We start from the raw sequence: 19898 nt of genomic DNA, 5'->3' as shown, positions 1-19898 counted from the left end.
CAAGTCCCTCTATTCCTCAACTTTGACAACATGATTGCCATCAAAGAAATATAAGCATTTCTCTTTCACAGGATGTTGCAAGCTTTTTTCAAGCGCCTTTGCATATAACGAAAGCTGTACTTTATATCGATCTTCTAAAATTGGTTTCGCTTGATCGAATCCGCCTGGGAATTTCCCTTCAATCGTATCCGTTTTGAAGTCGATTAAAGTGATACCATCTTCCTCTTCAATCATGCAGTCGATAACCCCTTGGACAAGAATTGTTTCGTCACTCTTACCTTGCCAATCTTGATACGCCTCTTCTGCTGCAAGCATCATCGTAAATGGTACTTCACGCTCAACACTTTTCGCCGCTAATACCCTTTTACCTAGGTCACTGTCAAAGAATGAAATCACTTTTTCAATTGCTATTTCGTCTGCTTGTTCGAATGTTAATAATTCTTTATTAACCATGCCATTAATTTGCTCCCGAATTACTTCTTCTGTAATCGGCTTCTTCAAATCTACATGTTGCATAACAGCATGGACTGCTGTCCCACGCTCTGCGTACGTCAATCCTTTTTTCTCCATAAAACGAGGACGCGTTTTAATTGGTGCACGCAGTTTTTTAATAAAGGCATTATCGCTACCTTCTTCTGATTGGTAGTTTCTCTTTATTTCTGTAACAGACTGTTTCGCACGGTGAGATGTTGCTTCCTCATATCCGTACTTCCACATTAATCTGTCGTACACTTCTTCTTTCCGTTCACTTTGTAGTGGAACAGCTTTTTTCTCACGAAGTGCTTCTAACAATTCTTGTTTCTCTTCTTGAACCGGTTCCGGTGCAAGTAACGTTTTGCCGTCAACAACTTCTACTTTCCAGCTCGTGTCATATCCATAAATTTCACCCGGAATGCTTCCTTGTCCTAATTCAAGAAGCATTTCACTATCACGATGTCTATATAATGAAGGTGCAATCCAGTCTAAATAACAAGACGCTCCGGCACGTATATGGTCTGGTAATAACCATTCACTATGCTCCCTTGCATCGAGCCATTTTTCCATTTCTTTATTGGCATCTTTAACCGTTCCAATTAAAATTAACTTCTCTTTCGCACGCGTTAACGCTACGTATAACACGCGCATTTCTTCCGCGATTAATTCCATTTTCATTTTACGCTTAATTGCTAGTTGCGATAATGTCGTATATTTAATTCGTTTACGAGGATCGATAAATTGTGAACCGAAACCGAAGTCTTTATGCAGTAAGAAACGTTTCATTAAATCTTGTGTATTAAAACGACGACCTAGTCCCGCTACAAATACGACTGGGAACTCAAGTCCTTTACTTTTATGAATCGTCATAATACGAACGACATCTTCTTGTTCACCTAAAGCTCTCGCCGTTCCCATATCATCACCGCGTTCTAAAATACGCTCAATAAAGCGTAAGAAGCGGAATAATCCTCTAAACGATGTTGCTTCATATTGTCTTGCGCGGTCATATAGTACACGCAGGTTTGCTTGCCTTTGCTTTCCGGCTGGTAAACCGCCAACAAAGTCGTAATAACCTGTCTCACCGTACACTTTCCAAATTAAATCAGAAAGTGACTGTTGACGCGCGAATTCACGCCATCCTTGCAGTAAGTTATAGAACCACTCTAATTTATCATGTAATTCTTGTTCTTCTTCAAGCGGTGCCCCTTTTGAGAATGAGCTCATTACTTCATAAAACGAACCTTTCTTTCCGTGAGCACGCAATGTTGCAAGTTCTTCATCATTTAGTCCAACGATTGGTGAACGAAGTACGGCGGCAAGCGGAATATCTTGCATCGGATTATCGATCACTCGGAATACGTTCATCATAATATTTACTTCTGTCGCTTCAAAGTAACCAGTCGCAAGATCAGCGTATACTGGAATTCCTTGCAGCTTTAATTCTTCCATAATTTGCGGCGCCCATGGCATAGAGCGAAGTAAAATAACGAAGTCGCGGTATTGTACAGGGCGCATATTATCCGTTTTACGATCATACACTTCATAACCTGAATCAACCATCGCTTTAATACGCTGCGCCATAAGGCGAGCTTCAAGTTGTGCTTTTTCTACTTCCGCACCTTCTTCTCCGTCTTGCACTTCTTCTTCTGTTTGCTGAATGCATAGTAGTTCAGCCGCTACATCTTCACCTTCTGGGTAGCTAGCACCTAGCTTCAATTCAGCGTCTGCATCGTAGTCGATTTCTCCGACTTCTTCACCCATAATTTGTTTAAAAATAAAGTTCGTACCCGCTAACACTTCATGACGGCTACGGAAGTTTTTCGCTAAGTCTATCTTCATTCCGCCGCCTAATCCTTCTTGCGTAAAGCGTTTATACTTTCCTAAGAATAGTCCTGGTTCTGCTAGTCGGAAACGATAGATCGACTGCTTCACGTCACCTACCATGAACAAGTTCCCTTCACTCTCAGAATCTTTCGTTACGAATTTAATAATGGATTCCTGCACAAAGTTCGTATCTTGATATTCATCGACTAGTACTTCAGCAAATTTATTACGATATTGAAGTGCTACTGCTGATGGCTTCATTTCACCGTTTTCACTTTGTTCACTTAAAATTTGTAGACAGAAATGCTCTAAATCTGTGAAATCGACCATTCCTTTATCCCGCTTCATCGCTTGGAAACGCTCTGTAAATACTTTTACAAGCTGTACGAGTTTTTCTAATACAGGATGCATATCTTGAAAATCTCGTAAGAAACTTTCAGGTCTGCGGCTAAATAACTCTTCTTGTAATTTCTTCACTTCATCTTTCGCTTTATTACGAAGAGAGTCTACTTGTTTTACAACATCCTCGTTGTAATCACTTTTCTTAATACGCTTTAACGTTTGCCACGATACATTTTTCATCGCTTCATACACACTTGTCCATGATTCACAAGCAGCTGATGATAACGTTCCAAGTAAAACTGCATCAGCTTGCAGTGTTTCAACGCGGGGCGCCGGACCGTCAGGAAGCATTGCGAGTTCAGTCGCTTTACGAATATGTGTCTCTGCTGTTTCAAGCTGGAATTTCACATCTTCTAATAAGTAAGAAGCGTACACTAAATCTTCAATCGTCTTTCCTTCCACGTCGTATGCTTCTACTAATTTATCGAGCCATTTTTCCGGATTTGGATGCGCTCTTGATTCTGTATGAAGCGCTAAAATCATACGCTGTAAGTCATCATCACTACGGTCACTCGTATAACGGTCAACGAGTTCAAAGAAAATACTATTATCTTCGATTCCATACTCTTCTTCTAATATGTCATCTAACACTTCTTCTTTTAATAATTCGTTTTCTGTTTGATTCGCAATGCGGAAACGAGGATCAACATCAAGCATGTAATAATATCCTCTAATTACTTGTAAACAAAATGAATGGATCGTTGAAATAGAAGCTTTATTTAATAAGCTAAGCTGCTTTCTTACGTGCTGCGATCCTGGCTCATCAATTAATACCTTTTCTAACGCTTCCCCAATTCTGTTTTTCATCTCTTGCGCCGCTGCATTCGTAAATGTTACAACGAGCAGGCGGTCGACATCGACTGGATTTTCTTCATTTATAATCTTTTTAATAATACGTTCAACTAATACTGCTGTTTTCCCTGATCCAGCTGCTGCCGCGACTAATATATCACGTCCGTTCGCTACAACCGCTTTCCACTGGTCATCCGTCCACTGACTACCTGCTGGTTTTTTAGGCCAATTTTCAATCATTCTCCGCCAACCTCCTCTCTAATTTTCTCCATCGCTTCGCTATCTTTCATATCTTTTAGCGTACGGAACTGGTTATCTTCGAGTGATTCATCGAACTGACAAACAGATTTGAAGTTACAGAACGTACACGCCGCTTTATTCCCCTTCTTATAAGGAGCAATATCAATAACGCCTTCTGTAATGTCTTTTCCGATATTTTCAAACGTATGGTGTACGTATTTTTGAAGTACGTTAAACTCTTGTTCACTTGCAATACTCGAACGCGCACTAAAACTGCCGTCTTTTTTCAAACCAGCAGAAATAATATCAGAGCTTCCTGTCGAAAGTTTGTTATCCATTAAACGAACAACATCAGCATCTCCTAGTACAAGTCCTTTCATTTTAAATTTCTTTAAAATCTCTTTCTCAATTTCCGCTTCAGATGCGTCACCCTTCATCTCAACGATCGGGTTATGAATATGGAAGTACAGTACACCAGCCGGTGATGCAGTACCTCCCTTTTTCATCCACGTATGTGCATTCGAAGTAACAACATCTAAATACGTTAACATTTGAAGTGCTAATCCGTAATACACTTCCGTTAAGTCTAACGCTTTTGAGCTTGATTTATAATCAATAATACGTAGGAACGTCCCATTTTCATCTTCCGCCTTATCAACACGGTCAATACGACCAACTACTTCCATCTTTACACCATTTGGTAATGAGAATTCCATCGGCGGAAGCGATCCTGTACCGCCCATACCGAATGGCACTTCTAAATCAACTGGTACGAAACCGCTTGACTTCGCATGTTCACGAAGAATGATTGATGTACGGAAAATGATTTGTTGTAGTTTTTGTTTTAAATAGAAATGACGATTTGAACTTAATAAAATTTGTCTTTGTAATAACGGTGCGATCTCTTCTATTACTACAACAGAAAGATGCTCACACTCTTTTATTGATAAATCCGCCCAAGTACGGTTTTCACGTAATAGCCTGTCCGCAATTCTCTTCAGCGCTGCATGGAATAGTTCCCCGATATCGGGTGCATCCAGTTTGAAAATGTCACGCTCTCTTAACGATAAACCGTGCTGCGCGAAATGAGCATATGCGCAACGGTTAAATAGTTCCATACGAGATACGCTTCCTTTTATTTTATCTCCATATAAATCTCTACTTACAACTGTACTTAGCTTTTGTGCACGATTTCGGTAGAATAAACTTGATAATACGCGGCTACTTTTTTGTTTCCATTCATCTGAAGTTACGTAGAAGTTATATACATCCCACCAAAAATCTAAATTCCCTTCAAATCCATATCGCTTCCACGTTTGAAGTTGCTGCATAACATATGACAACGTTACTTCTGGCGTTGCTACGTATGAAATTTGTTCCGAACGTGATAAATCATTTACGTCATTTGTAATAAATGTATCTTTCACATCAGGGAACATTCTTTTTATTTTCTTAATAAAGCTAGACGCAAGTAACGTCTTCCCTTCCTCATCTGCAAGCGGGCATGAAATATATAATTTCTCAGTTGCTCTCGTTACCATTTGGTACATAACGAACTGTTCTTCTAATAAGGTTTGTCTCGTCGTTGGTGCTAATTCGATACCTGCAAAGCTAAGAACATCTCTTTCCTCATCAGAAAGCATCCCTTCATCCATCGGTGCTGCCGGAATAACTCCTTCATTCACGCCAATGACAAATGTTGCTTTCACATTTGATAATCTTGAACGATCAATATTAGCAATTAACACTTGGTCTAATGACGGCGGAATGTTTGCGAATTGAAGCGCCTCAAGACCTGTCGACATAACATCTGTGAACATAGAAAGTGACATTTTCTCTTCGCCAAGCATCTCAACGAACGTATCAAGAAGACTCATTACTTCTTCCCATACTTGCTCATGATCTGTCGCAAATAAGAAATCTCCGCTCTCTTCTGCACGAATACGTAATGCTTCTAGTTTTCTCGGAACGTCTAGCTCTTCTAAAAATAAATAAACAGCTTCGCACATTTGCATCACTGTTCCCGCTCGCTTCAGTCTTTTTTGCATACGAATAACAGGCGTTCTTACAACGTCGCGCAGTCGATTTATTCTCTCTTCCATTTCACGTTCACTGTCTGTAATCATCTCGTCCGTATCGTCAAGAGAACGATAGCGGCGATACATCCACGGATCCTCAGAAGTCCATCTCTTCCCTTGTACACCGTACGCTAAACAGTAGTTTTCAAACTCATCCATCTCTTCGCGCATCGTTTCTTTTCTTACGTCTAATGGATATAAAAGCTCTGTTTTCACGCAGCGGAACACTGCATCATAACGCCAATTTCCGCTAATAATCTCGAGTGCAGAACGAATGCATTCTACTAGCGGATGATGTGACATCGGGCGTTTTTCATCGATGAAATGCGGGATATTATAATCTGTAAATAGCGTTCGCATCACATCGTAATAACTTTCTCCGTTACGAAGAAGGACTGCAATATCTCGGTAACGATAGTCTTCATCCGTCACAAGTCTACGAATTTCACGCGCAACACCTTCTACTTCAGCTCGTAAATTCGCTGCTGTACTAATCGTTACACTTGCTTCTCCGTGAAACTTTTCATTTTGACGTGCTTCGTAATGCGTTTCTAAATGCGCTAATGCTTGCGAATGAAAACGCGGTTGTTCCATAAGTGGAATCGTTTTTTCAATTTCTATCTTCTCTTCACGCGCCACTTGCTTTATTTTTTCATACGTTAACGTCGTTTCATAAAATAAATCTAGTTCATTTACTGGCTGCGCTAACGTTTTTTCATCTATCGTTAACGTGATCGTAACTCTCGCACCGCAAATCATAAGCTGTCTTACAATTTCTAGTTCTTGCGGTGAAAATGAATGAAATCCATCTATATAAATTTCAGCCCCATTTACATATTCAGACTGTGGAAGCTTTTCGACTAGCAATTGTAGGTAGTCTTCTGAATCCAAATATTTTCCGATTAAAGCACGTTCAAAATCATCATATAATAGTTGTAAATCATACACTTTATTCGCTAATAGCTTTTGTTCTGCACTGCTACTATGTGCGTCTAATTGTTGCCACATTTCATATACGTTAGATGGCGTCACATTGTAACGTTTAAACTCCGCAATCATACTACCAAGATGTTCAAAGAAACCGTTTTGCTCCGCTGCTTTTTGGAACACCGATAATCCATCTTTACGAGACTCTACAATTTTACGAAGTAACATATGTACGCCCGCTTCATCAATGTGAAGGCGACTCGCTCCACCAACTTCTTGCAGTACCTTCCACGCTAATCGTGAAAAACTAAAAACTTGTGCCCGAATAGAACCTCTTACATCCTCACTACCAATTAACGCCTGCTGCGTTTGGAATGTCATCTGTTCTGGCACAAGATATAATATTGTTTTCCCTCTTGGGCTTTGCTTTAACTCTTCCTGCACTTCGTGTAAACAAAGTGTACTTTTTCCACTTCCCGCTCTACCAATTACAAATCGAAGTGACATGTAACCCCACCTTTCACTTACATAACGAACGTTAGTTTGCTACTATAATTGTATTATAGTACACGAAAAAAGACAAACAGAGTAGTTTGTCTTTTTCTATACTTCTACCTATTATATCAACCTTTTGAAAAATTCGTTTGCACCTCTTGAATTGGCCAATATCGTAAATCAACTTTGCCGACAACTGTATCAGCTTTTACAAATCCAAAGTGTCTACTATCCCAGCTCCCGAGGCGATTATCACCTACTACAAAAATATATCCAGGCGGCACCGAATTTTCTTTCGTTAACTCTTCTAGTTTAAAATCACCCGTTAGTTGTCGTCCATTTATCTCTTTCTTATATGTCTCTAAATAAGGTTCATCCACGAATTGTCCGTTTATATACAGTTTATCATGCTTATATTCAATTTGATCCCCAGGTAAACCGATAATTCGTTTTACGTAGTCCTCTTTTTTATTCGCATGAAACACAACAACATCAAACCTGTTCAAGTCCCCTACTTGATAACTCACCTTATTTACAACGAGCATATTGCCATCTTGCAATGTCGGCATCATTGACTTCCCCTCTACAACGTACGTTGAAAAGAAAAACGTTCGAAAAAATACAGCTAATAATACACCAATTAAAATTGTTCGTATCCACTCTATGCCTTCTTTTTTCAAAGTTTTCTTCATCAGCTTCTCCCCTTATCCTTTAATAATGAAGCCTGCATTTATAAAATGAAACTGAATCGGCGGAAGTTTTGTTCATCCCACTCCTTATCAGCCGCACCAATCTAGCATTTACGAGCAACAAGGCTCTCACCTATCCAACCGAGTTTTGAGGTGGGAGTTTTACTGCCCTCAAATAGCTGGATAAAGAAGTCTATTCTTAATGTAGTTCTAACTTTACTTCGATTTTCTTACCGACATACCATAAAATAAAAATACCAATTGCTACAATGACTGATTTCACCGGATTATGAATAAATGACATTAAATCATGACCGATATACGTTAAAATAAAAATCATCACAAGCTTTCCGAACGCGAGCGCAAGTCCAAACTGCTTTACACTAATGCGAGATAAACCAGCGACAACATTTATAAGCGCAGACGGTGTAAACGGAAAACAAAATATGACGAAAATTGGCGCAAACCCTTTCCTTTCAATCCACCCCATTGCCTTTCGTACTCTCTCATGCTTATTTACAAAAGAAAAGAAACGACTTCGGCCAAAATGGCGGATAATGAAAAAGACAAGTAAGGCGCCCATTACTGATCCAAGCCAAGAATAAAGAAAACCGAGCCAAAATCCAAATGCAACAGCATTCGCCAGTACAAATACGATGAGTGGCAATGCCGGAATCAACGCTTCTATCATCGGTAAACCAATACCAAGAAGTGGTCCGAACGCTTTATAGCTTTCAACAATATGATCCATATTTTCTGGTGAAAAATACTCTTTGATTGTCTGAAAATCCATTCTACACTTTACCCCTTTACTCTAAGTACTACCTCTACTGTATCATCGCTTATATGAAAGAGGAAATGGTAGATACGACATATGGAGATGTAATTATTAAGTTTCCATATCTTTCATGAGAATTCCTTCATTATTATGCTATGATAATCTATCAATATTCGACAATATTTAGAAAGGAATAATATACATAGTGACACTCAGTACTTTTCAAAAATAAATCCGCTGTGCATAATGCTGTTTTTATATCAACAATACACCCTATAAATAAAAAAGAGGTTAACCCGAGTAGCTATTCAGCTACTTTTGGGTCAAACTCTTTTTGAATTTCAATATAATTTTAATAATAAAATTTAATGATTCTTTTTATCTTTAAGAAAAAGAATTACAGCAATTATTACTAGAACAATAACTATGGTATCTAAAACATATGATACCGTTTTACTTAAACTTATTAATTCCACACTCATAATCCCTGCACACAAGCTTACAAATATCATTAATAAATCGTATGTCTTTTTTAATTTTAAGTAACGAATTATAAAAAATACTGAAAAACTAAAGAAGAAAATCGTACTGATGATAGTCATATTTCACTCCTATATCATTATTCAAAACAAGCAGAATAAATACTTCCTAAAGCAAAGAAATCTAGCAACGCTTGTTTAGCTTCTGGTCCCGCTGCACTTGCTGCTTTTTTCATAATTAATACCCACTTTCTATTTTTTAATTTTATAATTTGAAATCGATATAATCTCTTTTAATATTATATTATAAAAAAATATATATTCTCCCGAAAAATATATGCGTCTTTCCGAAATGTATTTTTCGGAAAGACGTATATATTAAAAGACTCAATACTATTTTTTAAACTACTTCTAAAATCCTTTTTTACACATCCTCTTCTCTAACAACATACACTCTCTCATAAGCTGGTCTTAATGTCGATTCATCCCTTTGATTAATCTCTTTAAAACAAGGGTTTCCTTGTTTTTTTCTACGATCTTCATATTCAGTACGCAATTTCGCTGTACGATTTTGTTGATTTTCAAAACTACTTTTTGATATTTCTAATTTCACAGCAAAGCCATTTATAAATCTAACAATAACATTTCCATCTTTTAACTCTTTATTACTTTCAATATAAAACTGAGACAACCAAGAGCATTCTTTTCTAGAGTAAGAATAAGTAGGGAAAAAATAAAGTTGATCTGCCGGACTAATCGCAATCGGTGCTTTATGTGTAATATGAGTTAACTCTTTCGTTCCTTCTTTTCTACCTAAGAAACTAGAGCCATGCTTGCGGCAACTTCTTTCTATAATATCTAGGGGCCTTTGAAATACGAAAAAAGAATCTTCCATCTCAACAACTCGTGTAACAATTTTCTTCTCACTTAGAATAACAGGAAGTAAGGCCATTGTATTTTTATTTACCACATAGTTTTCAACATAGCGTTCTACTTTACTTTCCATATTCTACTGTCTCCTTTTTTCTATTTATATTAGCAGCTGCATATATAATTCTAGCACCTATGAAAAGGAAATGGTTTTCAGATTCCGCTTTTTTACAATAATTTATCATTTATCAAACATCTTTCAAATTATAAAATAACAATATATTGTTTTTGTAATAAAAACCTATATAAAATGGATTTATACTACCGATAAATATTTACAACTGCTTCCTCATTTCGCATCATTACGACAATTAACTTTGCTATAATTAAAAGGAAAATCCAATAAATGGAGGTCCATTATGGAAGAAAAAGAAATGCAACCAACGATTCAAATGAAAAATAGCAGCATTGTGATCGTGAAAAACTCATCTAGCATTATATTCGGCTTATTTTTCATTCTACTATTCTTTGCAAAGCCTTTTCGTAAATCGAAATGCTCTGAATGTAAGAAACGCGAAAAGAAAAAGATGGGAAAAGAAGAGTAAAAGGCCTTCCATTTTGGAAAGCCTTTTACTCTTCTTCCTATTTTCTTCCGAGTGTCCTCATATCCTTTTTTGAAAATATTACTACATACAAAAAATACGATGAAAAATTATCCACTACGTTAAAAAGTACTTGTACGTGTTACCCATTTTTATTTTTTATTAAGAACTTCAACTTTATACATCACTAGCAACTTTTTAATTCGTTAAATCTACAATATAAGTTTTGTATAGAATTCCATTTCAAAACACAAAATATGTAAGTGATTATTTATGATTACATTAGTTTTTTATCTAATTCCAAAAAGGAGCTGTATAATATGGAGAAAAAAAGTCTATTAAGACAACAGATTAATAGCGTCCCATCAGATGCTCTGAATACCCCTAGTAAAGAGCAAGAACAAATGTTAGAAACGTCATCTCAAGACGAACAAAATTCTAACAACAATACTAACAAAAAAGATGTTACTCAAAGCCTATATGGCGTAGATTTACCCATTTCGGATGTAGACAGAACAACAAATAAACAATGAATTGTAAAGAAAAAATTAAGAACAAATAAACTTAATACTTTCTCATTTATAACGTGAAACTTTAATCAGTCCTCAACAATTGGGCGTTAACAGACAGTTGATCTCCCGCCGAATTTTGAGAGGAGAAACCAACTGCCCGTTAATGTGCATGATAAAAGGACGACCATTATTTTCACAGTTATAAGGACGTAATTTTTCTTCAATGAAATGAAAACGAATTGTTACTTCAATCGTACGTAGAAAATGATCCTGCAGAACTAATTCTTCTATAGAAACTGATACGCGTTCACCCCGATGATTTTTGAATACCTCCATCATAAGAAATCTCTCCTTTTCCATCAATTTTGACATAAAAAAAGAGATGGAAAGACTTTCTCCACAACAAAAAAAGGATGGCAGCAGCCATCCTTTTTTCCATAATGAACTATAAAATTATAGTTTGATTACGTTTTTAGCTTGAGGTCCACGGTTACCATCTTCGATTTCGAAGCTAACTTTTTGACCTTCTTCTAGAGATTTGAAACCTTCAGTTTCGATTGCAGAGAAATGTACGAATACATCGTTTTCGCCTGGAACTTCGATGAAACCGAATCCTTTTTCGTTGTTAAACCATTTTACTTGTCCTGTTACTGCCATAATTATTTCCTCCTAAAGAAAACACAATTTATTTTAGTCTTCCTGTATAAAAAAAGAATCCACACATTATCAAACACGAAACATAAACTAGTTCTCACATACTTTTTCTCGTTCGTTTTTCGGCACTTGATAATATATGGATTGCTTAATTTAACTATTCAACTGACTTCATCATAGCATACTTAAAATAAAATGTACAATCTTTTTTGAAAATAACTGACAAATTAAATTGATTGTACATTCGTAAATAATTGATTTTAGTATGTGTGGATTCCACTATGAAGTGAACACAAACATCATTTGAATACGATTATATCCCTTGTTCTGAAGTGTTACAATATAATCGTACAGTCGTTATATTGGAGGGGGATTATATGTCAAACTACACCAACGAAGAAAAGCTTACAGGGGGAAATGTATCAAATGTGTATCGTTCTGAAAATACTGTTCGGCGAGAATTAAAGCAAGGTAGTGCAAAAATTCATACATTATTACAACACTTAGAAAACAAAGGGTTTCATCATGCTCCAAAGTTTTTAGGTGTAGATGAAAAAGATAGAGAGATTTTATCCTTTATTGAAGGTGACGCTGGGAATTATCCTTTAAAAGAATATATGCGGTCTAATGCTGTTTTAAAGGAAATAGCAAAGATGCTCCGCCTTTATCATGATGCGGTAAGTGACTTTCCCTTATCAGATGAATGGCAACCGATGGATCATACTCCAAATGACATTGAGGTTATTTGCCATAACGATTTTGCTATATATAACATTATTTTTCATGACGAGAAACCAGTAGGTATTATTGATTTCGATGTTGCTGCTCCTGGTCCAAGAATTTGGGATATCGCTTATACGCTTTATACTTGTGTACCTTTAAGTAGAGTGTACTATACGGAATCGGGTGAGGCAGTTCATTATGAATCGGCACAACATGCTAGCCGTATGAAAGAAAAAGTGAAATTGTTTGTCCAGTCCTACGGTAAAAGTATGGACGAAGATTACTTAGGAATAGTGTTACTACGATTAGAAGCATTATGTACATATATGAAAAGAAAAGCACAAGAAGGCGACTTGAATTTCCAAAGAATGATTGATGAAGGACATTTAGAGCATTATAAGAAAGATATGCAGTTTATTCGCGATCATAGAGCTGAGTGGATTTGATACTATCGTCTTTTTTGTCGGTAAGTCGATATATTTGAAAAACCGTTGATGTATTTCCATTTACTCTCGAATCGTTCCGAAAATAATAAGGGCACCCTTTAAAAAGGTGCCCCTTCCTTTTATTTCGTAAATTGTGCTTCTTCTGTAGATCCTTTTAGCGCTGTCGTTGATGAAGTACCACCTGTAATAACTTGAGCTACTTCATCAAAGTAACCTGTTCCTACTTCGCGTTGGTGACGAGTTGCAGAGTAGCCGTGTTTTTCTGCTGCGAATTCTGCTTGTTGTAGTTCAGAGTACGCTGCCATACCACGCTCTTTATAGCCACGTGCTAATTCAAACATGCCGTAGTTTAATGAGTGGAATCCAGCTAGTGTTACGAACTGGAACTTATAACCGTAAGATGCGATTTCTTTTTGGAAGCTTGCAATTGTTTTTTCATCTAATTTTTGTTTCCAGTTAAATGAAGGTGAACAGTTATATGCAAGCAATTTCCCTGGATGCTCTTTATGAATTGCGTCTGCAAATCGTTTTGCATCTTCTAAATTTGGTTCAGATGTTTCACACCAAACGAGATCTGCATAAGGAGCGTATGCTAAACCACGTGCAATTGCTTGATCAAGACCTGCTTTCGTACGGTAAAATCCTTCTGGAGTTCTTTCACCTGTAATAAATGCTTTATCAACTGGATCGATATCGCTCGTAATTAAATCTGCTGCATCCGCATCTGTTCTTGCAACAATAATTGTCGGCACTCCCATTACGTCAGCAGCAAGGCGTGCTGAAATTAAATTACGCACCGCTGTTTGCGTTGGTAGTAATACTTTTCCGCCTAAATGGCCGCATTTTTTCTCTGAAGATAATTGATCTTCAAAGTGCACACCTGATGCACCCGCTTCAATCATACCTTTCATCAGTTCAAATACGTTTAATTGTCCGCCAAACCCTGCTTCTGCATCTGCTACAATCGGTACGAAATAATCTGTATCATCGCTTCCTTCCATATGCTGAATTTGATCCGCACGTTGCAGTGTTTGATTAATTCGTTTCACTACAGCAGGTACGCTGTTCGCTGGATATAAACTTTGGTCTGGATACATATGTCCAGAAAGGTTCGCATCCGCAGCGACTTGCCATCCACTTAAATAAATTGCTTTTAGCCCAGCTTTCACTTGTTGCATCGCTTGGTTTCCTGTTAATGCGCCAAGTGCGTTAATATAATCTTCCGTATGAAGCGATGACCAAAGCTTTTCAGCACCGCGGCGCGCTAATGTATGTTCAATATCAATTGACCCGCGCAAGCGAATTACATCTTCTGCCGAATATGGACGTGTAATCCCTTTCCAGCGCGTATCTAGTTCCCAGCTCTCTTGTAATTTCTCGATTCTTTCGTTTTTCATTTGTTCCATCCCCTTTTCATTTTTTATAAAATTTCATAACCCGGTAATGTTAAAAATAGTACGAATTCATCATTCCGAACGAGATTTGTAAACAACGTTGTCGCCTCTTGGAATCTCCCTTTCTTAAAGGCTTCTTTACCAATCTCTCTTTCTATTTTTGCTAATTCTTCTTCTTTTAGCTCTTCCATCAATTCAAGCGTAATATTACGGCCGTCATTTAGTTTTCCACCTTCATGGCGAATCCATTGCCATACTTGTGCCCTAGAAATTTCCGCTGTTGCCGCATCTTCCATTAAGTTATAAATTGGTGCCGCTCCCCGTCCACTTAACCAAGATGCGATATATTGAATACCTACGCTAATATTTAGGCGAAGTCCCTCTTCTGTAATCGTTCCCACTGGTACTTCTAATAAATCCTTTTCTGTAACATGTATTTCTTCGCGTTTTCTAAAAATTTGATTCGGTGTTTTCATAATGTGATTAAATACTTCCATCGCGACTGGTACAAGTCCCGGATGGGCAACCCAAGTCCCGTCATGACCGTCTAAAGCTTCGCGCTCCTTATCTGCACGCACTTTTTCAAAAGCTGCTTCATTCGCTTCTGGATTGTTTTTAATCGGAATTTGTGCTGCCATCCCTCCAATAGCTGGCGCATTACGGCGGTGACACGTTTGAATAACTTTCAAAGAATACGCGCGCATAAACGGCGCCGTCATCGTGACTTGCGCTCTATCTGGAAGCAAAAATTCATTATGATTACGGAAACTCTTTAGAAAGCTGAAAATATAATCCCATCTTCCGCAATTTAACCCAGCAGAATGATCTTTAAGCTCATACAAAATTTCATCCATTTCAAACGAAGCGTGAATCGTTTCCAGTAATACCGTCGCTTTAATCGTTCCGTTTGGAATACCGATATATTTTTGTGAAAATACGAAAACATCATTCCATAACCTTGCTTCTAAATGGCTTTCCATTTTCGGTAAGTAAAAGTATGGACCGCTTCCTTTTGCTAAAAGAGCTTTCGCATTATGGAAAAAATAAAGTCCGAAATCTACTAAGCTACCAGACATATTCTTCCCATCAACTTGCATATGTTTTTCTTCTAAATGCCATCCTCTTGGACGCACAATTAATACTGCTGTTTTACTATTTAAACGATATTCTTTTCCATTTTCATTTTTATGCGAAATCGTTCCCTGCACTGCATCTCGTAAATTTATTTGACCTTCAATCGCATTTTCCCAAGTTGGTGAATTCGAATCTTCAAAATCTGCCATAAAAAGATGCGCTCCTGAATTTAAAGCGTTAATAACCATCTTTCTATCCACTGGTCCAGTAATCTCTACGCGGCGATCCTCTAAATCTTTTGGCAATTGAGCAATTGTCCAATCCGCTTCACGTATGCGCTTTGTTTCTTCTAAAAACTTCGGAAACTCTCCTGCATCAATTCTCTTTTGTTTCTCCGCACGCTTTTGTAAAAGTTCTATGCGGCGCTTATTAAAATTTTCATGTAGTTCCTTTAAAAAACTAAGCGCCTCAGGTGTCAATATTTCGTTGTACGCTGGTAACATTTCTCCGGACAATGTAACCCGTGAAGTTTGCGTCGACATATTAGCATCCCCTTCTTAAACTGTTTTATAACAGATTTGATTTTATGTTTTATATTATATAACAAATCTTCAGAAAAGGAAGTTTTTTTTGAAAATTCATTTCGTTTTTTTTTCAAAATACCTTTCTTTCGCGCTTTATTCCATACAAAAAAGGCCACTGTTATACAACAATGACCTTTTTGTATTATTTTTCAAATATCACTTTACTAGTTAAACCTTATTGCTGTCCTTGTTCCATATCATGCAAAATTGCTTTGTATAAAAACTGTGCGTATTGCTCTCTTTTTACTTTCATGGATGGGCCGAATTTATTATCTCCGATTCCCGCTGTAATACCATTTGTTTGTATTGCACTAATTGCATTCTTTGCCCATGAATTTGCTGAAACATCATTAAACGTATGAGATCCCTTCGCCTGTAAATCAAAAGCATTCGTAAGCACTTGCGCCATTTCCGCACGAGTTAACGTTGCTTTCGGTCTAAAGTTTCCATGCTCGTCTCCCATAAAAATTTCTAGTTCCGTTAAAGCTAATATCTCTTCAATAAAGTTTGTTGAGTTTTCATCGATATCCCCATATGGGTTTTCATATTCCTCTTGTTCTTCTATATCAAATACACGATAAATTAAAGCTGCAACTTGCTCACGTGTTACGTCATCTCCAAAACCGAAAATTCCATCCCCATATCCAAAAATAATTTCGTTTGCCGCTAAATTATGAATTGCCTCTTCTGACCAATGTCCTTTTGGTACATCTTTAAATACAATTGGATTTGTATTTTGTAACGGTGCAATTTCCGCTTTTACATTGTTACTCTCTGCTGAGAATAACACCCCACCCATAATTGTTAATGCCGTAGCTGTTTTTAATAATTTTTTGCTCATCAAATTATCTCCCCAATATGTATATGTTTTTTTAAAAATATACATAACAAATGGTATAGTCACAATAGATTTTTCGACACAATTCGTGACAGTTTTGTGAATCATATTACACATCATGCCCTTTTTACAGGGTTGATTATAAATCTCATGTATAACAATAAAAATACATAAAAACGAATAATAATTCTTTTATAAGCAAACAAAAAAGCACAAATAGTTCTATTTGTGCTTTCCTATTTCACGCTATTTCCAATCCTCTTTCAAATGATAATTAATAATCGCATTGTTTATAAATTGAGCATATTGTTCTCTCGGTACAGGGCGATTTAAGTCATACATACCTTTTCCAGTTCCTGTCACAACTTGATTAGATTGCAGTGCACTAATTGCCGCTTCTGCCCAATGTCCTTTTGGTACATCTTTAAATGTGTGCTTTTGTTTTGCTTCGAAAGTATATGCCTTTTGAAGCGCTACTGCCATTTCTGCTCGAGTAATTGGTGCTTTCGGTCTAAAGTTTCCGTTTGCATCACCTTTAAAAACACCACGTTTTGTTAGCGCTAAAATTTCCTTTTGGAAATCAGTTGAACTGCCAGAAATATCTTTGTATGGATTCGCTATTGCCCCTTCGTCTTTCATTTCAAGTGTTTTGTAAATAACTCCAGCCACTTGTTCACGTGTTGTAAGGTCTCCAACACCATACTTTCCATTTCCGTATCCAACTATAATTTTATTATAAGCTAAATCTAAAATAGCATCATATGCCCAAAATCCGTATGGAACATCATCGAATACGATCATTTCCGGATATTCTTCCGCTTTTACAGGGGCCACATTCGTCCCTGCAAATATACCGCCTACCATTGTCGCAATCATCATTACACCCAATATTTTTTTCTTCATTGTCCTCTCTCCCTATTTCTATTTTATGTTAAATAGAAAAATAATAGATAATACGAAGTTATCCATACTACATATGAAGTATTTGCAAATAAAATGAACTTCATTATTTCAGGAGTATTAATTTGTTGGTGAATGTAAGATAAAATGCAAATCTTCTAGAAGAACCATTTCGACTACCTCTCTGCTTTATACCTCCTTCTTTCTTATTTCAAAAAGGAAGCTGTCACACCTAAGGTGCTATATATTAAAAATTCTACAATCTCTTTGTGAACTCCTTTACATTTTTAAATTTCACTTTATTGACACAAAAAGACGCAAATAGTATATATATGCGTCTTTTCAATATCATTTTATTCAAATTATAAAGTAGCACTTTCCTTCATCGATAATTCCTTCTCTGTTCCCTTGCGAAAAGTAAATGCCATTCCTACAAATATAAGAACAATCCCTACTACTTGCATACTAGTCGGTCTAAACCCGGTAAAGACTGTATCTAATAATATTGCAACCGCAGGATCTAAAAACACTAATACCGAAATTAATCTCGTCGATAAACCTCTTAAACTGTCAAAAAATAAGTAATATACAAATCCCGTATGTATAAGTCCTGTTGCTGTAATCATCATCCAGTTCATCTCTGTTAACCCTTGAAACTTGCCAAAATCTACGAATGGTAGCAATAAAAATATACCTAAAAACGTTTGTAAAAATGTCATCGCATATGCGCTCGTATGCTGAATTCCTTTTCCTAATAAAGTGGTAAAGGCATAAAATAAGGCTGCAAGAAGTGCCCATACCATTCCAGACGACATTAATTTCTCTAACGACATACTACCGTCTACTCCAGCGACTAAAACGGTACCGATGAAACAAATGACAATGGACATAACCGCAAATACTGTAAGTCTCTCTTTAAATACAATACTACCAATCATTAATACGATAATAGGTGCAAGATGGTAAACTGAAATCGCAATTGTAATCGACATAACTTCAAATGCTTTAAATAAAAATACCCAGTTAAAAACGAGAAATACACCGCATGCTAATATTTGCATTACTTCTTTTTTATTCCATTTCTCACTTTTATACTGTCCTGTTACGAGCCAACACAATGCTAAAAATATAGTTGCACAAATGCAACGAACGAATACTAATTCAAAAGACGGTAAACCTGTTTGAGTAGAAAAAAATCCAATTGATCCGAAAATAGACATCGAAAGGATCATTTTTATAGCCGGCATTGATTTTTTATTGAACACCCTTTCTCTCCTCCTATAAACTATCTTTTACAAATGAAAAATCTCCAAAACATTACGTATTATTATATATTACAATCGGAAAATTGTAAAAAATTAGAATATATTAAGTGATAACTGCACAAAATTCCCATAAAAAAATCATCCTTTGTTATATAGGATGATTTTTTTATTTATTGAGTGGAATTTTTCTATATTAAAACTTAAATATACTACTACTTTTGAAGAGTAAATTGGGCAACTATTTGTTTTAATCCTCCTGCTGCATTATGCATATGTTCAATTGAAACCGAGATCTCTTGAACAGATTTTTCTTGCTGTTGAATAGACTCTTTTACCCTATCAGTACGGTCAGATGATCTTTGAGATATTTGAGCCATGTCTTCTGCAGAAGCCGAAATCTCTTCACTACTCGCTGCAATTTCATCTGTAGACATAGATACCGTTTGAATTTGCTCAGATACTTGCTGTACTTTTTCTGTAATTTTTCCAAATACTTTTTCTGTATGCATTACTACTTGTGTACCTGCCTGTACCTCATTATCTACTTTCCCCATCATATGTACCGTATGGTTCGTTGTTCCCATAACTTGAGTAATAAGCTTCTCAATTTGTTTTGCAGAATCACTAGATTGTTCTGCTAATTTTCTTACTTCATCTGCCACAATTGCAAATCCTCTACCACTTTCCCCAGCACGGGCAGCCTCAATTGCGGCGTTTAATGCTAATAAGTTAATTTGAGAGGTAATACCTTGCATAACATCAATGATTTTAACAATTTCTTCTGATTGTTCTTTCATAGTCTCTACTTGTTTCACACCGTTATGTACTGAATTCTGGATTGTATCCATCTGTTGA

The 19898-nt window shown here is 36.7% G+C and carries 15 protein-coding genes and 1 pseudogene; 3 read left to right on the top strand and 13 right to left on the bottom strand.

What is annotated here, in order from left to right; all coding sequences use genetic code 11:
• Window positions 1-9: 9 nt before the first annotated feature.
• From addA to DT250_RS13995, 5 genes are all read right to left on the bottom strand, one after another.
• Window positions 10-3735, bottom strand: a complete 3726-nt coding sequence (gene addA, locus DT250_RS14020) for a helicase-exonuclease AddAB subunit AddA (protein WP_149213195.1) — start codon at window positions 3733-3735, stop codon at window positions 10-12.
• The gene (addB, locus tag DT250_RS14015) at window positions 3732-7247 is read right to left on the bottom strand and encodes a helicase-exonuclease AddAB subunit AddB (RefSeq protein ID WP_149213194.1); all 3516 of its coding nucleotides are present in this window, start codon (window positions 7245-7247) and stop codon (window positions 3732-3734) included. Before addB ends, addA begins: the two co-directional genes overlap by 4 nt.
• A 116-nt stretch (window positions 7248-7363) precedes the next feature.
• Window positions 7364-7927, bottom strand: coding sequence for a signal peptidase I (lepB, locus tag DT250_RS14010; protein WP_000751908.1), 564 nt, complete (start codon window positions 7925-7927; stop codon window positions 7364-7366).
• 196 nt (window positions 7928-8123) lie between these two features.
• Window positions 8124-8717 carry a TVP38/TMEM64 family protein gene (locus tag DT250_RS14005; protein ID WP_000347517.1) on the bottom strand — a complete coding sequence of 198 codons (594 nt, stop codon included), beginning with the start codon at window positions 8715-8717 and terminating at the stop codon, window positions 8124-8126.
• An 888-nt stretch (window positions 8718-9605) separates the two neighbouring features.
• Window positions 9606-10187, bottom strand: coding sequence for a competence protein ComK (locus DT250_RS13995; protein ID WP_149213193.1), 582 nt, complete (start codon window positions 10185-10187; stop codon window positions 9606-9608).
• 283 nt (window positions 10188-10470) lie between these two features.
• On the opposite strand from DT250_RS13995, the gene DT250_RS13990 reads away from it, so the two are divergent.
• Both DT250_RS13990 and DT250_RS13985 read left to right on the top strand, forming a co-directional pair.
• Complete coding sequence (locus DT250_RS13990; RefSeq protein WP_097858136.1) at window positions 10471-10656, top strand: hypothetical protein; 186 nt, start codon at window positions 10471-10473, stop codon at window positions 10654-10656.
• 317 nt (window positions 10657-10973) lie between these two features.
• Window positions 10974-11186 carry a hypothetical protein gene (locus tag DT250_RS13985; protein WP_000412666.1) on the top strand — a complete coding sequence of 71 codons (213 nt, stop codon included), beginning with the start codon at window positions 10974-10976 and terminating at the stop codon, window positions 11184-11186.
• A gap of 150 nt (window positions 11187-11336) precedes the next feature.
• Here the strand turns inward: DT250_RS13985 and DT250_RS13980 are convergent.
• Together DT250_RS13980 and cspA are read right to left on the bottom strand one after the other, a co-directional pair.
• Window positions 11337-11504, bottom strand: a pseudogene (locus DT250_RS13980) (IS5/IS1182 family transposase); the annotation flags it as partial.
• A gap of 114 nt (window positions 11505-11618) precedes the next feature.
• Window positions 11619-11822: an RNA chaperone/antiterminator CspA gene (gene cspA / locus DT250_RS13975; RefSeq protein ID WP_000301521.1), complete on the bottom strand. Its 204-nt coding sequence runs from the start codon at window positions 11820-11822 to the stop codon at window positions 11619-11621.
• Window positions 11823-12196: 374 nt separating this feature from the next.
• Here cspA and DT250_RS13970 point away from each other — a divergent pair, with 374 nt between their 5' ends.
• A complete protein-coding gene (locus DT250_RS13970; protein ID WP_149213192.1) occupies window positions 12197-12988 on the top strand; it encodes a phosphotransferase in 792 nt (263 codons plus the stop codon).
• Between the two features lie 119 nt (window positions 12989-13107).
• On the opposite strand, the gene aceA is transcribed toward DT250_RS13970, so the two are convergent.
• The 6 genes from aceA to DT250_RS13940 form a co-directional block, all read right to left on the bottom strand.
• Complete coding sequence (gene aceA, locus DT250_RS13965) at window positions 13108-14385, bottom strand: isocitrate lyase (RefSeq protein WP_000787360.1); 1278 nt, start codon at window positions 14383-14385, stop codon at window positions 13108-13110.
• 23 nt (window positions 14386-14408) lie between these two features.
• Window positions 14409-15998: a malate synthase A gene (gene aceB / locus DT250_RS13960; RefSeq protein ID WP_149213191.1), complete on the bottom strand. Its 1590-nt coding sequence runs from the start codon at window positions 15996-15998 to the stop codon at window positions 14409-14411.
• Window positions 15999-16215: 217 nt separating this feature from the next.
• A complete protein-coding gene (locus DT250_RS13955; RefSeq protein WP_179952842.1) occupies window positions 16216-16986 on the bottom strand; it encodes an S-layer homology domain-containing protein in 771 nt (256 codons plus the stop codon).
• A gap of 138 nt (window positions 16987-17124) precedes the next feature.
• Window positions 17125-17781: an S-layer homology domain-containing protein gene (locus DT250_RS13950; protein ID WP_088095489.1), complete on the bottom strand. Its 657-nt coding sequence runs from the start codon at window positions 17779-17781 to the stop codon at window positions 17125-17127.
• Window positions 17782-18140: 359 nt separating this feature from the next.
• Window positions 18141-19043, bottom strand: coding sequence for a DMT family transporter (locus DT250_RS13945; protein WP_081253853.1), 903 nt, complete (start codon window positions 19041-19043; stop codon window positions 18141-18143).
• A gap of 212 nt (window positions 19044-19255) precedes the next feature.
• On the bottom strand, window positions 19256-19898 hold a 643-nt coding region (locus DT250_RS13940; protein ID WP_255450141.1), incomplete at its 5' end, for a methyl-accepting chemotaxis protein.

This window comes from Bacillus sp. AR2-1 (assembly GCF_008368755.1).
GTDB lineage: Bacteria > Bacillota > Bacilli > Bacillales > Bacillaceae_G > Bacillus_A > Bacillus_A wiedmannii.
This window is presented reverse-complemented; position numbering and strand designations above follow the sequence as displayed.